Consider the following 15,822-nt stretch of genomic DNA (forward strand, 5'->3'; position numbering starts at 1 on the left):
TGTAAACTAGATATAATAAATAAACTTGGAGGAGAAGATTATGTGTTACAAATTAAGAAATGAATTTTTAGAAATAGCTATAGCAGATAAGGGTGCAGAGCTTGTTTCGATTAAAGATATGAAAGGAAAGGAATATCTCTGGCAGGGCGATGCTAAATACTGGGGGCGTAGATCTCCGATTCTTTTTCCTTTTATAGGTAGGTTAAAAAATAAAGAATTTGTATATGAAGGTAAAAAATATCCTATGGAGCAGCATGGCTTTGCGAGGGATATGATATTTACCTGTGTAGATAAGAGAGATAATGAAATATGGTTCGAAATAGAAGATAATGAAGATACATATAGAATATACCCGTTTCATTTTTCGCTTAAAATAGGTTATAGGCTTTGTGAGAATAAGATTGAAGTAATGTGGGAAGTACAGAATAAGGGTGATAAGGCTATGTATTTTAACATAGGGGCACATCCGGGATTTAATTGTCCTATAGATGAGGAAGAAGGCAAGGAAGGCTATTCTTTGGAATTTAATTCTAGTGGCAATCCTAAACATTATGGGGCAGATAATCAAACAGGATTAAGACTTTCAGAACTTAAAGAACTGCAGCTTGAAAATGGAAAAAGTGTAATTACAAAAGAATACTTTGATGAAACCACATATATTTTTGAGGATAGGCAGATATCAGAAGTGTCTTTAATTAAGCCGGATGGCAAAAAATATGTTACAGTGAGCTTTGATATGCCTATACTTGCAATTTGGTCTTTGGAGAAGGCTAATGCTCCTTTTGTATGTATTGAGCCATGGTTTGGACGCTGTGACAGAGCTGAGTTTGAAGGAGAACTTTCGGAAAGAGAATGTAATATAGTTCTTGAAATTGGTGAAAAATTTAACAATTCATATAAGATAGAAATTAACTAGTCAAGTTCTTATTATAAAAGTTGTAAGGAAATTCTTATGATTCTGTAAGAACTCTTAGGTACAATATGTTGATGAGACTTGTTTATATTATCTATATAGAAGGTTTGATTTTGGTATAGGCAAGCAGAGTATAAAATATTTTAATATAGAAAGGTATTTTAATGAAGAAAAAATCAATAGCTATTGTACCTAAGATTATGATTATTCCACTGTTACTTTCTCTGTCATGGAATATGTTGGCATATTATGGTTCAAGGATATTTACAACAGACTGGTACCATATGAATGCTGAAGTATTCATAGACGATATGATACCATTTCTGCCTTGGACTGTATCCATATATTTGAGCTGTTATATTTATTGGATTGCTAATTATATAATTGGTGTTAGGCAGGATAGGAAAGAGGCGTTTAGGCTTATAAGTGCTGATTTTTTTGCGAAAACAATCTGTCTGCTATGCTTTCTCGTTGTGCCTACAACTAATATAAGACCGGAAGTAGGAAACGGGGGATTATGGAATTATCTTATGAATTATGTATATGAGAGTGATGCTGCGGATAATTTATTTCCGTCCATTCACTGTCTTACCAGCTGGTTTTGTTATATAGCAGTAAGGAAAAATAAGATTATTCCAAAGCCTTATGTATGGTTTTCTTTACTTTATGCGATAAGCGTGTGCATATCAACTCTTACAACCAAGCAACATGTAATAATTGATGTGCTTGGAGGAATAGGGCTTGCAGAAGGTAGCTATTTTATAGTACAATATAGTTTTGCAGGAATATATGAAAAAGTGATTATGAGATTAAACAAAGTATTAAAGTTGGTTTAAGAGAGATTTGATGAAGGGAGTATCATGAAAAAAGGACTGTTAGGATATTATAATTATACGGTTGTGCTTACCTATTTGGGTATGCTTTCTGCTTTTGTTGGCATATTAATGATTTTTGAATATAAATTATCCGTAGCTATAGTCTGCCTTATGGTGGCGGGAGTATGCGATATGTTTGATGGCATGGTGGCAGCCACAAAAGAAAGAGATGATAGAGAAAAGAGATTTGGGATTCAGATAGATTCTCTTAGCGACCTAATAAGTTTTGGGGTATTTCCGGCTCTTTTTGTATATTCTTTGCCGGGTTATACAATTCTTTCCGGTGTTTTAGCATCATTTTATTTGCTTGCAGCTCTGATAAGGCTTGCATATTTCAATGTGCTTGAAGAGGAAAGACAGAGAGAAACAACAAAACCTAGAACTATATATTTTGGTTTACCTGTAACAACAATAGCAATTTCACTTCCTGCTGTTTATATTTTATCATACATGGAGCTGATACCGGGGGTTATAGAGAGTAAAGTTATCTATCTTGTGCTGTTAGCTATTGTAATGTGTGGCTTTGTTTCACCATTTTCTCTTAAAAAACCAAAAACTTTTGGGAAGATTGTAATAGTTGCAATAGGGCTTTTGGAAGTTATTGGTATTATATTTTTGATGGGATGGCGTTAATTATGAGAGAAGATTTTTCTGTAAGGTTTTTATATAATACAAAGGCAGGCAGAATGTTGCTTAAATTATTAACAAAGCCTATTATATCTAAGTTAGGTGGGGCTATACTGGATTCTGCGTTTTCGAGAGTATTGATACCGGAGTTTATAAGGAAAAATAGTATTTCATTGGAAGGAATAGAAGTGCCTGCTAAGGGTTTCTATTCTTTTAATGATTTTTTTAAAAGAAGAAAAAAGGTGATAGAAATTGATGATAGAGAAAATCATTTTATAAACCCTTGTGATGGATTGCTATCTGTGGTAAAATTGGACAAAGAATCTTTTTTTAGAATAAAGAATACTAGATATAATTTAGAAAGTCTGTTAAAGGACAGGGAACTTTCAAAGGAATTTGAAGGAGGCTATGCTCTTATTTACAGGCTTACACCCAAGCATTACCATAGATATATCTTTGTGGATGATGCTATGATTAAGTCCACAAGGTGTATAAGTGGAAAGCTGCATTGTGTAAGGCCGGTGGCGCTCTGTAAGTATCCTGTGTTTACAGAAAATACAAGAGAATATACAGTGCTTGAAACAGAAAATTTTGGGAAGATGATCCAAATGGAAGTAGGGGCTATTATGGTAGGAAAAATATCAAACCATAAACTTACCGGCAGGGTTTTAAGAGGAATGGAAAAAGGATGTTTCGAGTTTGGTGGTTCTACAATTGTAGTTATAGTTCAAAAGGATAGTATATGTTTTGATAGACAAACTATAACTAAGTTGAAGAAGATGAAAGAAATACCTGTATATTTGGGCAGGTCTTTGGCGGTAAAAATGGATGAAAAATTGAGGTAGATTAATGAGTTCAATTGTAGTAACATTTATGAGTCTGTTTACTATTTTGCTTTGTATTTTAAGTGTGTGCATTTATTTATCATTAAAAAAGAAGCAGCCAATTGCAAAGAATGTCAGGCTACTGTTAATAGTCACTGTTGTATCAATTTTTATTCAAGCCTTTTTATTATTCACTAAGACTGTGCAGGCTGCACTTATAATGCATTCGGTATATCTAACAAGTATTTGTTTTATGAGATATGTAATATTAAAGATTGCAATTGAAGTGACAGGACATGAAATAAAAAATGCTAAAAAGTTTAGATTTTTATATCTAGTAATCATTTTTGATGGAATTTTGCTTGTGGGCAATATATTTACTAAGTCTTTATTTATAATAGAGAAAGTAAAAATAGGGCAGTGGTATTATCATGCTATTATTACACAGCCTCTGTATACACTTCATAGCATTATAGCATATGGAGTTGTAATTCTTACAAGTTTCATAATTATTTATAAAATAATAGGACTAAGTACTGTGTATTGGGGAAAATACCTCATGCTCCTCTTTGTGTTTGCGGGTGCAGTAATCATAAGTGCAATATATAGGATTCTTAACTATGCAATAGATATATCAATTATAGCTTATGCACTTGGAGTTATTGCAACATATGTTATCTTGCTTGAAAATAAGCAGATAATGCTGATAGATAAGATGCTTTCCCATATTATATCAAAAACAGATGATATAATTGTCTTTTTAGATATTGACAATGTATGTGTATACTTGAACGAAACAGCGAAACATTTTTTTAATATAGATGATGATTATTCTTCAGTAATTGAACAGATCAATAAAATGTTTTGCTTGGAGGGGTTTGATGATACAAAGGTAGAATATTCAGCCCTTTGTTCCACTCCGATTAAAAGTCAGATGAGACATTTTGATATTCTATATAAAAAATTGTACAGAAATGGGAAAATGGAAGGAAGCTATTATAAGATAAAGGATAAGACTATAGAAATCGAGATTTTTAACAATGATAAGTATAAGGCGACTCATGATAAGCTTACAGGAAGCTATAATGGTGATTATTTTTGTGAAAGGGTAAATGAAATACTTGCAGATGATCCCTATACAGAATATTATATGTTATGTTCAGATGTCAAAAATTTTAAGCTTATCAATGATTCTTTTGGTAAGGCAGTAGGAGATAGGGTGCTTAATTCCATAGTATGGAAGTTAAGGGAAAAAATTTCGAAAGATACTCTTTATTGCAGACTTTCAGGAGATAAGTTCTGTGTACTTATTGAGAAGGATAAGTATGATGAAAAAGTTTTTGTAGAACTTGCCAAAGAGATTTCTATGGAAGATGGAATCCATTATCCTATACATATGCAGATAGGAGTTTACAAGATAGAAGATAGAAGCATTTCGGCCTCCACTATGATTGACAGGGCAGGAATGGCTATTGCAGAAAATAAAGAAGATTATAAGAACAAGATATTTTACTATGATGATAGAATCAGAGAAACTAAATATTGGGAGCAGCGGCTTTCAGGAGAATTGGATAGGGCAATTGAGGAAAACCAGCTTAAGGTATATCTTCAGGCGCAGTGTAATGATGAAGGTAAGGTAATAGGTGCAGAAGCTCTTATAAGATGGCTTCATCCTACAGAGGGGATGATACCTCCTTACAGATTCATTGAGATGTTTGAGAAAAACGGCCTTATAAGCAAGGTGGATGTATTTGTATGGAATCAGGTTGCAAAGCTACTTAGAAAGTGGAAAGATGAAGGTAAGGGAGAGTACTATGTTTCTGTAAATATTTCACCTGCTGATTTTTATTTTTTGGATATTTATAAAGAGTTTACAGATTTAGTAACTAAATATGAAATAGACCCTTCAAGACTTAAACTTGAAATTACAGAAACTGTAATTATGAAGGATGTTGAAAGTAGGCTTATGATAGTTGAGAAACTTAGAGACTTCGGGTTTACAGTGGAGATGGATGATTTTGGTAGTGGTTACTCCTCACTTAATATGCTGAAAGATATATCGGTGGATGTAATTAAACTGGATATGGGCTTTCTTTACAAGACAAAGGATGAGGAGAAGAGCCGTAAAATAATTGAAATGATAGTTCAGCTTTCTAAAGCTCTCGATATGTTGGTAGTTTGTGAAGGAGTAGAGACAAAGTCACAGTTTGAATTCTTAAAAAGTGTTAAATGTGATTATTTTCAGGGATATTTATTTGCAAAACCTGTATCAATTGAAGAGTTTGAAAAAGTTAATATGAAACAAGAGAGATAAAAGGAGATATAAAATATGTTTAAGAGTTTTACTATGGAACTTGCAGGACGTCCTCTTACAGTGGATGTAGGCAGAGTTGCGAAACAGGCAAATGGTGCAGCACTTATGCACTATGGAGATACAGTTGTGCTTTCAACTTGTACAGCTTCAGAAAAGCCAAGGGAGGGAATTGACTTCTTTCCACTTTCTGTTGAATATGAGGAGAAACAGTATGCAGTAGGTAAAATTCCTGGTGGTTTTAATAAGAGAGAGGGAAAGGCTTCTGAAAATGCAGTTCTTACCTCAAGAGTAATTGACCGACCTATGCGTCCTTTGTTTCCGAAGGATTATAGAAATGATGTTACACTTAACAACCTTGTTATGAGTGTTGATCCTACCTGTTCACCTGAACTTACAGCTATGCTTGGTTCTGCTATTGCTACAGCAATTTCAGATGTGCCTTTTGACGGGCCTTGTGCAACTACACAGATAGGTCTTATTAATGATGAGTTTATCATTAATCCAAGTAATGCTGAGATGGCAGTTTCAGCTCTTAAGCTGACAGTAGCTTCTACTAAAGAAAAGGTTATTATGATAGAAGCCGGAGCAGATGAAATACCAGAAGCTAGGATGATAGAGGCTATTTATAAGGCTCATGAAGTGAATCAGGAGATAATTGCCTTTATTGAGAAGATAGTCGCTGAGTGTGGAAAGCCTAAGTCAGAGTATGAGAGATATGCCGTTCCTGAAGAGCTTTTTGAGGCGATAAAAGAAGTTGTAACTCCTGAGGAAATGGAAAAGGCTGTATTTACAGATGAAAAGCAGATTAGAGAAGAAAATATTTCAGCAATTATGGACAGGCTCACAGAGCATTTTGCAGAAAATGAAGAGTGGTTTCCTTTCCTTGCTGATGCAGTATACCAGTATCAGAAAAAGACTGTAAGAAAGATGATATTGAAGGATCATAAGCGTCCGGATGGTCGTGAAATGAATCAGATAAGAACTCTTGCAGCAGAAACGGATATTATTCCTCGCGTACATGGTTCTGCTATGTTTACAAGAGGTCAGACACAGATATGCAATATAACTACACTTGCACCACTTTCAGAAGTTCAAAAAGTGGATGGACTTAATGCAGAAGAAACATATAAGAGATATATTCATCATTATAACTTCCCTTCATATTCTGTTGGTGAAACTAAGCCTTCAAGAGGACCGGGAAGAAGAGAGATTGGTCATGGAGCTTTAGCTGAAAGAGCTTTAATTCCTGTACTTCCTAGTGAGGAGGAGTTCCCTTATGCTATCCGTACAGTATCAGAGACATTTGAGTCAAATGGATCTACATCTATGGCATCTACATGTGCATCCTGTATGTCGCTGATGGCAGCAGGTGTACCTATAAAAAGTATGGTTGCAGGTATATCTTGTGGTCTGGTCACTGGTGAGGCAGATGATGATTATGTACTTCTTACTGATATTCAGGGACTTGAAGATTTCTTTGGAGATATGGATTTTAAGGTAACAGGTACCACCGAGGGTATTACAGCTATCCAGATGGATATTAAGATTCATGGACTTACTAGAGAAATTGTTGAGGGTGCAATAGCAAGAACAAGAGAAGCTAGAATGTTCATTATGGATACTTGTATGAAACCTGCTATTGCAGCACCAAGGGAAAGTGTTAACGAATATGCGCCTAAGATAGAGCAGATTAAGATTGATCCTGATAAAATCGGCGAGGTGGTTGGACAGAAAGGGAAGACTATCAACGCCATTATAGATAAGACAGGTGTTAAGATTGATATAACTGATGAGGGAAATGTAAGTATCTGTGGAACAGACATTAATAAGATAAATGAAGCTAAAGAAATCATTAGAATGATAGTTACAGAGTTTGAGGAAGGTAAGATTTATACCGGTAAAGTTATATCTATTAAGGAATTTGGAGCTTTTGTGGAATTTGCACCGGGTAAAGAAGGAATGGTTCATATTTCGAAGGTTGCAAAAGAGAGAATCAATAATGTTGAGGATGTGCTTACCCTTGGTGATATAGTCAAAACTATCTGCCTTGGAAAAGATAAGATGGGAAGAATATCTTTTAGTATTAAGGATGTACCTACCGGAGCATAAATCTAGTCTAAATATGGGAGGCCGAATGAAAATTTGGCCTCTGAATTAAAATAAAGAGGGGATGGAGGAGATATTATGGAATCAAAAAATATATCCCCCGCAGTCATAAAAAGGCTGCCGAGGTATTACAGATATTTAGGGGACCTTCTTAAGTCAGGAATAGATAGGATTTCGTCAAAAGATTTAAGTGAGAAAATGCAGGTTACAGCATCCCAGATTAGGCAGGATTTGAATAATTTTGGAGGCTTTGGTCAACAGGGATACGGTTATAATGTAGAATATTTATACAATGAAATAGCTAAGATTCTAGGACTTGATAAAGATTATAATATTGTTATAGTTGGAGCAGGAAATCTTGGTACTGCTTTAACTAATTATACTGATTTTGCTAAAAGGGGATTTTTTGTAAAGAAAGCCTTTGATATAAGACCTGAATTAGTTGGTAAAAAGATAGGTAACGTAGAAATTTTAGGAATGGATGAACTTGAAAGCTATATTAAGAATAATCAAGTGGATATAGCAGCACTTACAGTTCCTAAGGATACGGCGACGGAAATAGCTGTTAAACTTGTAAAATACGGTATCAAGGCAATATGGAATTTCGCTCCGGTAGATCTTAGGCTGCCAAAGGATGTTGTTGTAGAAACGATTCATCTTTCTGATACATTGATGAGGCTTTCATACTCATTAAAAGATAAAATTTCTAAATAAAGGAAGATAATAGTGATAATAGGTATTGGCAACGATATAATTGAAAAAGAAAGAGTCAAAAAAGCATGCGTAAAGGATGCTTTTTTGTCGTATGTTTTTACCGAAAATGAGAGAGAACTTATTAAGAAAAGGGATGATTCGGCGGCTGGCAATTGGGCTGTAAAAGAAGCTGTGGCTAAATCTATGGGAACAGGTTTTAACGGAATTAGAATTAAGGAAATTGAAGTTCTAAGAGATGAAAATGGTAGGCCATATGTGAGACTTTATGGAAAGGCATTAGAAAAGCAGAAAGAACTTGGTATTGAAAAGTTTTTTGTTTCAATTTCTGATACGAAAGATTATACTACAGCTGTAGTGGTTGCGGAGGGGTAAACTATGACAAAAATCGTAGATAGTAAGGGGGCTAAAAAATTAGATGAAGATGCTCAGAAACTGGGAATATCAGGAATGGTACTTATGGAGAGAGCTGCACTCAGTACGGCAGAATTTATTAAAAACAAGTTTCTTATTAGCAACAAGAATAAAAAAGTTATTGCTATATGTGGATCCGGAAATAATGGAGGAGATGGTGTAGCCTGTGCGAGAATTCTTTATGAATGGGGTTTTAATGTAGAAGTATTAGTGGTGGGAAAAGAAGAAAAATTTACTAAGCAGATAAAGTCACAGGTAGATTTGGCAGTAAATAGCGAAGTAGAAGTAAAAATTGTTGAGCCGTCTGAGCTTATAACAAACGATGATGATTTTGAAGATGTTATTATAATAGATGCAATTTTTGGAGTGGGTTTTAAAGGAAGACTTGAGGGAGATTTGGAAAGGCTTGCAAAGTATCTGAATATGGTTAGCGCTGTTAAAGTTGCAATTGATATTCCATCAGGAGTAAACGGCAGTAATGGAAAGGTAGAAAGTATAGCTATAAAATGTGATTATACAGTTACTTTTGGGGTAAATAAGATAGGTATATCGGTATATCCGGGCAAAGGCTATGCTGGAGAGGTTATGGTTGTTGATATTGGTTTTCCAAAAAAGGCTCTTGAAATGGTGTCATGTAATACTTTTACTTTTGATGAGACGGATATCGGATATTTTCTGCCTAAAAGAGAAGAGTACAGCAATAAGGGAGATTTTGGGAAAATACTTATAATTGCAGGTTCAGAGGAGATGTGTGGGGCATCTTATCTTTCTGCTTTGGCAGCATATAGAACAGGAGCAGGGCTTGTAAGAATATTTACACCTGAGGCAAATAGAACTTCATTGCAAAATCTAATACCTGAGGCTATTTTAACCACATACAATGATAGATCGGATATGGATATTGGAGCATTTACTGAGGAAAAATTATATAAAGTGGTAAAAGAGTGGGCTGATGTAATAGTTATAGGACCGGGGCTTGGGATTAGTGTGAGAAGTAAATCTATTGTTAAGAAGGTTGTTGATATATCTGAAGTTACAACTATTGTAGATGCTGATGGCTTGAGGCTTTTTAGGGAAGTAATAGAGGAAAAAGAAAACAGGAAACTTGACTTAAAAAAAGATTTGAAAACAGGCTTTGTATTAACTCCACATATTAAGGAATTGTCCGATTTACTATATTTACCTAAAGAAGAGGTGAAAGATAATATCATTGAAATATCAGATGAATTAAGCTACTGCAAGGGAATGGTTGTTATTAAAGAAGCAAGAACAGTAGTTACAGGTGAATACAGATGCTATATAAATAATAGTGGAAATTCAGCTATGGCTAAGGCAGGCTCAGGCGATGTGCTTACAGGAATAATAGCAGCTTTGATGGTTGGTGACAAGTTAAGAACATTTATGATGGTCGCTCTTGGTGTCTATATACATGGGCTTGCCGGTGATATGCTTAAAGAGAGAAAAGGAAGGCATGGAATTTTGGCAAGAGAATTAGCAGATGAAGTGGCAGAAGTGATGAAGAGGTATGCTTAAGTGAAAATAACTATTCTTTGTGCAGGTAAGATTAAAGAGAAGTACTTTGAAGATGGCATAGCTGAGTATGTTAAAAGATTGTCAAGGTATGCTACAGTTGAGATAAAGCAGGTTCAGGACGAAAAAACTCCGGATAATGCCTCAGCAGCGGAGGAAGAGAAAATTAAACAGGTTGAAGGCCTTAGAATGCTTGATTTTCTTAAAAAGGTAGGAAGGAATGACAGTTTTGTATTTGCTCTTGTAATTAAGGGGAAAGAGCTTGATTCTGTAGAGCTTTCTGAGAAAATTTCTACTCTTGCACTGTCGGGGAAGAGTCATATTATTTTTATTATAGGTGGTTCACTGGGGCTTTCAGATGAGGTTATAGCCGAGGCTGATTTTAAGCTTAGTTTTTCGAAAATGACCTTTCCCCATCAGCTTATGAGGTTGGTTCTGCTGGAACAGGTGTACAGGGCTTTTAGGATAAGGATGGGGGAGCCTTATCATAAGTAGGTATTTCTTAGTACAAAACTTCTGATAATAATTATTATCTGGAAGTTATTACAAGATGCAGGGGGTAATTATGAGTTCTAATTTTGATTTTTTGCAAAAGGAATTTCCGGTACTTGCCAACTTTGGAGAATTAGCTGAGAAATACTGCTATTCTGATTCAAATTCTTGTTTGATAAAGTTAGGTATGATAGGTGAAACTATAGTAAATTTAATGTTTACTTATGATAGGATATCCTTTCCAAGGGAAAATACTGCAAAAAATAGGATAAATATCCTATTAAGAGAAGGATTGTTAACAGAGGATTTATCTGCTATTTTACATAGTATAAGAAAAATTAGAAATAAGGCAACACATGAAAATTACTCTTGTATAGAAGATAGTGAGAATTTATTGCAGGTAGCATATGTGCTTTGTGAATGGTTTATGCAGACCTATGGTGACTGGAGTTATGTCAATAAAGAATTTATTATGCCTAAAAAAGAGGATAATAATGTAATTTTGTCAGATAAGACGGCTGAAGCTAAAAAAGAGGCAGAACTTACTAAACAGGCAGAAGAAAATGCTCTAATAGCACCTAAAATCAATGTAGATGAGCGTAGAAAGCAAGCTAAGAAGGCTGCAAATCAAAGGGAGATAACAGAGGCGGAAACGAGAATTTTAGTTGATGAACAGCTGAGGATGGTAGGTTGGGAAGCGGACACTGAGAATATTCGATATTCAAGGGGTATAAGACCTAAAAAGGGTAGAAACCTTGCAATTGCAGAATATCCAACTCTGTCGAGTAAAGGTAATACTGGACATGCAGATTATGCTTTATTCATTGGAGAAAAATTAGTAGCTATAATTGAGGCAAAAGCTATGCATAAGGATATTCCATCTGTTTTAGATTATCAGGGGAAGGATTATGCAAAGAATATTCGAAAAGAGGATGAAAAATATATAATTGGTACTTGGGGAGATTATAAGGTTCCTTTTATTTTTGCAACAAATGGCAGACCATATTTGGAACAATATAAAACTAAATCAGGAAATTGGTTTTTGGACTTAAGAAGACCATATAACATTCCGGAAGCGTTTCAGGGATGGATGAGTCCTGATGGAATAGTAGACCGTCTTAAAATGGATGTTGAAGAGAAAAATAAAGCACTTGAAGACTTATCTTATGATTTACTTACAGACAAGCAGGGTTTAAATTTAAGGGAATATCAGTTGGATGCGATTAAGGCATCAGAAGAAGCTGTAATAAATGGGAAAAAAGAAATTCTACTCGCTATGGCAACTGGAACAGGCAAAACCAGAACAGTTTTGGGAATGATTTATAGATTTATAAAGACAGAACGATTTCATAGAATTTTATTTTTAGTGGACAGAACTGCCTTAGGAGAACAGGCACAGGGTGTCTTTGAAGAAGTTAATTTAGAAAATCTTTTAACCTTAGATAAAATATATGATATTAAGGGCTTGAGTGAAAGAGTTATAGAAAAAGAAACTAGAGTACATATATCAACAGTACAAGGAATGGTTAGCCGCATTTTTTATAATTCAGGTGAAGTTATGCCTGCTATATCGGATTATGATCTTATTATTGTGGACGAAGCTCATAGAGGATATATTTTAGACAAGGAAATGACTGAAGACGAAGCTATGTTTAAGGATCAAAGGGATTATCAGAGTAAATATAGAAAAGTTATAGAGTACTTTGATGCTGTAAAAATAGGACTCACAGCAACACCTGCGCCTCAGACAAGGGAGATATTTGGTTCACCGGTGTTTACCTACAGTTATAGAGAGGCTGTGATTGGTGGATATTTAGTAGACCATGATCCGCCGCATGAATTAAGAACAAAATTAACTAAAGAGGGTATTCACTATAAGAAAGGGGAGACAGTTGTAGAATATGATCCTATTACGGGGGAAATTGTAAACAGTGAACTTCTTGAAGATGAACTTGATTTTGATATAGAGTCATTTAACAGAAAAGTTATAACTGAGTCATTTAACAGGGCTGTTTTGGAAGAAATTGCCAAGAATATTGATCCGGATGCACCTAAAGAGCAGGGGAAAACTTTGATTTATGCTGTAAATGATAATCATGCTGATTTGATAGTAGAGATACTGAGGGATATATATAAAAAGACTGAGTCAGATAATGGTGCAATAGTAAAGATAACTGGAAGTGCAGCCGGTGGAGACAAGGAAAGAATCAAAGAAGAAATTAGAAAATTTAAGAATGAAGATTATCCATCAGTAGTGGTTACAGTTGATTTGTTGACAACAGGAATTGATGTTCCTTCCATATCTACTCTTGTGTTTATGAGAAGGGTTAAATCGCGGATACTTTTTGAACAGATGCTTGGAAGGGCAACACGCCTTTGCAAGGAAATCCATAAAAAGCATTTTCAGATATATGATCCGGTAGGTGTATATGATTCACTTCAAGATTATAATACGATGAGACCTGTGGTGGCTAATCCTTTAACAAGCTTTACAGGGCTTTTAGAAGAACTGAGAGAAATGAAGGATGAAGCTTATGTAAAGAATCAAATCAATCAGGTGATTGCAAAGTTGCAGCGTAAAAAGAATGATATGGATTCTAATACAATGGAACAGTTTAAGGACATGACAGGCGGCAAAAATGTTGAGGAATTTATCATTGATATAAAGAATAGAAATGCTGAGGATGCAAAAAACACAGTATTGTCATATTATAATTTGTTTAAATATGTTCAGGAAAGTAGGACGAATGACAGGAAAATTGTGGTGTCATATGTAGAAGATGAGCTGATTAGTCATACTAGAGGCTATGGAAAACGAGGAATTCGCCCTGAGGATTATTTGGAAGAATTTTCAAACTATGTGCAGAATAATATGAATGAAATTGCTGCATTAAAAATAGTTTGTACAAGACCACAGGATCTTACCAGAGAAAGCCTTAAATCACTTAGACTTAACTTGGATAGAGAAGGTTTTTCTGCATTGCAGTTAAATACTGCTATTTCACAGCTTACTAATGAAGAAATGGCAGCGGATATTATCAGTATTATTCGTAAGTATGCTCTTGGCTCATCACTTATAAGCCATGAGGCAAGAATTAGAAATGCAGTAAAAAAATTATGCAGGTCTCGTGAATTTACTAAACAAGAGCAAACTTGGATTAAGAGAATGGAAGATTACCTTTTGAATGAATCGGTACTGAATATACAAGTATTTGATGAAGACAGTAGGTTCAAGGCTCAGGGAGGTTTTTCAAAGGTTAATAAGGTATTTGAAAATAAATTAGAAAGTATTGTTTTAGAACTTAATAAATATCTATATGAAGATGGAGGACGAATTGCGTGACAACACAAGAGATTGTATCTAAGTTATGGAATCTTTGCAATGTATTAAGGGATGATGGTATTACCTTTCATCAATATGTGACAGAGCTTACATACATTTTATTCTTAAAGATGGCAAAAGAAACTGGGACGGAAACACAGATTCCTGCAGGATACCGTTGGGATATATTAAAATCAAAGAGTGGAATTGAACTTAAAAAATTTTATAAAGAATTGTTAAATCATTTAGGTGAAAATTGCACAGGTCGTGTACGTGAAATATATCAGGGAGCAGCTACCAATATAGACGAACCTAAGAATTTAGAGAAAATTATAACTAATATAGATGGACTTGACTGGTACTCTGCTCGTGAGGAAGGCTTGGGTAATCTATATGAAGGTTTACTGGAAAAAAATGCTAATGAAAAGAAATCCGGAGCAGGACAGTATTTTACACCTAGAGTTCTGATTGATGTAATGACAAGGCTCATAAAGCCACAGCCGGGTGAATGCTGTAATGATCCGGCCTGTGGAACTTTTGGATTTATGATTTCTGCAAGTCAGTATGTGCGGGAAAAGACAGATGATTACTTTGAGCTTGATGCAGATACAGCCAAGTTTGAAAGAGAAGAAGCTTTTACAGGATGTGAACTGGTACATGATACACATAGGTTAGCTCTTATGAATGCTATGCTACACGATATTGAGGGTGAGATAAAGTTAGCAGATACATTGTCAAATGCCGGTAAAGATATGAAGGGGTATGATGTTGTACTTACCAATCCGCCATTTGGCACTAAAAAAGGTGGAGAACGTGCAACACGCGATGATTTTGTGTATTCCACAAGCAACAAGCAGTTAAATTTCCTACAGCACATCTACAGAAGCTTGAATACTGGTGGTAATGCAAGGGCTGCAGTTGTACTTCCTGACAATGTACTATTTGCAGATGGAGATGGCGAGAAAATTCGTAAGGATCTTATGGAAAAGTGTAATTTACACACTATTCTCAGACTGCCTACAGGCATTTTCTATGCACAGGGAGTAAAAACAAATGTGCTTTTCTTTACACGAGGAAAGACAGACAAGGCAAATACAAAAGAAGTATGGATATATGACCTAAGAAATGATATGCCGTCATTTGGTAAAACAAATCCACTTAAAAAAGATGATTTTGATGATTTTGTTATCTGCTATGCAGATGGTAATTTATCTGCAAGAAAAGAGACATATAGTACGGAAAATCCAAATGGAAGGTGGAGAAAGTTTACATACGAAGAAATATTAGCTAGAGATAAGACAAGTCTTGATATTACCTGGATGAAAAGTGAATCGGGAACAGATGATTATACTTTGGAAGAGTTGTTAACACAGATAAAGGAAAAATCTGAGAATATATCTAAAGCTGTAGCAGAGTTAGAAGCACTTATTGGGGAAGTGGAGGAATAATGGATACAAAAGCATTAAGACAGAAGATTCTAGATCTTGCTATCAGAGGAAAACTTGTACCACAAGATCCAAATGATGAACCTGCATCCGTATTATTGGAGAGAATTCGTGAACAAAAACAGCAGATGGTCAAGGAAGGAAAGCTTAAAGCAAAGGATATTAAGAATGATACAATTATCTACAAAGGTGAGGATAATTTGCATTATGAGAAGTTTGCTGACGGCACTGTGAAATGTATTGAAGATG

Annotated in this window: 13 protein-coding genes; all 13 read left to right on the top strand. The window is 35.0% G+C overall.

Going from position 1 to position 15,822, the window contains the following annotated elements; translation table 11 throughout:
• The first annotated feature begins 40 nt into the window (after positions 1-40).
• Positions 41-916 carry an aldose 1-epimerase family protein gene (locus ACTTG8_RS06055; protein ID WP_442561226.1) on the top strand — a complete coding sequence of 292 codons (876 nt, stop codon included), beginning with the start codon at positions 41-43 and terminating at the stop codon, positions 914-916.
• A 161-nt stretch (positions 917-1,077) separates the two neighbouring features.
• Positions 1,078-1,749, top strand: a complete 672-nt coding sequence (locus ACTTG8_RS06060; RefSeq protein WP_442561227.1) for a phosphatase PAP2 family protein — start codon at positions 1,078-1,080, stop codon at positions 1,747-1,749.
• 24 nt (positions 1,750-1,773) lie between these two features.
• Positions 1,774-2,421, top strand: coding sequence for a CDP-alcohol phosphatidyltransferase family protein (locus ACTTG8_RS06065; protein ID WP_442561228.1), 648 nt, complete (start codon positions 1,774-1,776; stop codon positions 2,419-2,421).
• 2 nt (positions 2,422-2,423) lie between these two features.
• Complete coding sequence (locus tag ACTTG8_RS06070; protein WP_442561229.1) at positions 2,424-3,260, top strand: phosphatidylserine decarboxylase; 837 nt, start codon at positions 2,424-2,426, stop codon at positions 3,258-3,260.
• Between the two features lie 28 nt (positions 3,261-3,288).
• Positions 3,289-5,553, top strand: coding sequence for an EAL domain-containing protein (locus ACTTG8_RS06075; RefSeq protein ID WP_442561239.1), 2,265 nt, complete (start codon positions 3,289-3,291; stop codon positions 5,551-5,553).
• Between the two features lie 15 nt (positions 5,554-5,568).
• Positions 5,569-7,662 carry a polyribonucleotide nucleotidyltransferase gene (locus ACTTG8_RS06080; protein ID WP_442561230.1) on the top strand — a complete coding sequence of 698 codons (2,094 nt, stop codon included), beginning with the start codon at positions 5,569-5,571 and terminating at the stop codon, positions 7,660-7,662.
• A 75-nt stretch (positions 7,663-7,737) separates the two neighbouring features.
• A complete protein-coding gene (locus ACTTG8_RS06085) occupies positions 7,738-8,373 on the top strand; it encodes a redox-sensing transcriptional repressor Rex (RefSeq protein WP_442561231.1) in 636 nt (211 codons plus the stop codon).
• Between the two features lie 12 nt (positions 8,374-8,385).
• Positions 8,386-8,745, top strand: coding sequence for a holo-ACP synthase (gene acpS, locus ACTTG8_RS06090; RefSeq protein ID WP_442561232.1), 360 nt, complete (start codon positions 8,386-8,388; stop codon positions 8,743-8,745).
• Positions 8,746-8,748: 3 nt separating this feature from the next.
• Positions 8,749-10,317 carry an NAD(P)H-hydrate dehydratase gene (locus ACTTG8_RS06095; protein ID WP_442561233.1) on the top strand — a complete coding sequence of 523 codons (1,569 nt, stop codon included), beginning with the start codon at positions 8,749-8,751 and terminating at the stop codon, positions 10,315-10,317.
• Positions 10,318-10,809: a 23S rRNA (pseudouridine(1915)-N(3))-methyltransferase RlmH gene (rlmH, locus tag ACTTG8_RS06100; protein ID WP_442561234.1), complete on the top strand. Its 492-nt coding sequence runs from the start codon at positions 10,318-10,320 to the stop codon at positions 10,807-10,809.
• 70 nt (positions 10,810-10,879) lie between these two features.
• A complete protein-coding gene (gene hsdR, locus ACTTG8_RS06105) occupies positions 10,880-14,149 on the top strand; it encodes a type I restriction-modification system endonuclease (protein ID WP_442561235.1) in 3,270 nt (1,089 codons plus the stop codon).
• The gene (locus tag ACTTG8_RS06110; protein WP_442561236.1) at positions 14,146-15,576 is read left to right on the top strand and encodes an N-6 DNA methylase; all 1,431 of its coding nucleotides are present in this window, start codon (positions 14,146-14,148) and stop codon (positions 15,574-15,576) included. Before hsdR ends, ACTTG8_RS06110 begins: the two co-directional genes overlap by 4 nt.
• Positions 15,576-15,822: hypothetical protein (locus ACTTG8_RS06115; protein ID WP_442561237.1), on the top strand; the 247-nt coding region annotated here is incomplete at its 3' end. The genes ACTTG8_RS06110 and ACTTG8_RS06115, both read left to right, overlap by 1 nt.

Origin of the sequence: Catonella sp., from assembly GCF_052173895.1 — a bacterium.
Taxonomy (GTDB): domain Bacteria; phylum Bacillota; class Clostridia; order Lachnospirales; family Lachnospiraceae; genus Catonella.

What these genes read in the sequence shown, in the direction of transcription:
- ACTTG8_RS06070 (WP_442561229.1), top strand. Translation starts at nt 2,424, where the DNA reads ATGAGAGAAGATTTTTCTGTAAGGTTTTTATATAATACAAAGGCAGGC.
- ACTTG8_RS06085 (WP_442561231.1), top strand. Translation starts at nt 7,738, where the DNA reads ATGGAATCAAAAAATATATCCCCCGCAGTCATAAAAAGGCTGCCGAGG.
- ACTTG8_RS06065 (WP_442561228.1), top strand. Translation starts at nt 1,774, where the DNA reads ATGAAAAAAGGACTGTTAGGATATTATAATTATACGGTTGTGCTTACC.
- ACTTG8_RS06075 (WP_442561239.1), top strand. Translation starts at nt 3,289, where the DNA reads ATGAGTCTGTTTACTATTTTGCTTTGTATTTTAAGTGTGTGCATTTAT.
- ACTTG8_RS06060 (WP_442561227.1), top strand. Translation starts at nt 1,078, where the DNA reads ATGAAGAAAAAATCAATAGCTATTGTACCTAAGATTATGATTATTCCA.
- hsdR (WP_442561235.1), top strand. Translation starts at nt 10,880, where the DNA reads ATGAGTTCTAATTTTGATTTTTTGCAAAAGGAATTTCCGGTACTTGCC.
- ACTTG8_RS06095 (WP_442561233.1), top strand. Translation starts at nt 8,749, where the DNA reads ATGACAAAAATCGTAGATAGTAAGGGGGCTAAAAAATTAGATGAAGAT.
- ACTTG8_RS06080 (WP_442561230.1), top strand. Translation starts at nt 5,569, where the DNA reads ATGTTTAAGAGTTTTACTATGGAACTTGCAGGACGTCCTCTTACAGTG.
- ACTTG8_RS06055 (WP_442561226.1), top strand. Translation starts at nt 41, where the DNA reads ATGTGTTACAAATTAAGAAATGAATTTTTAGAAATAGCTATAGCAGAT.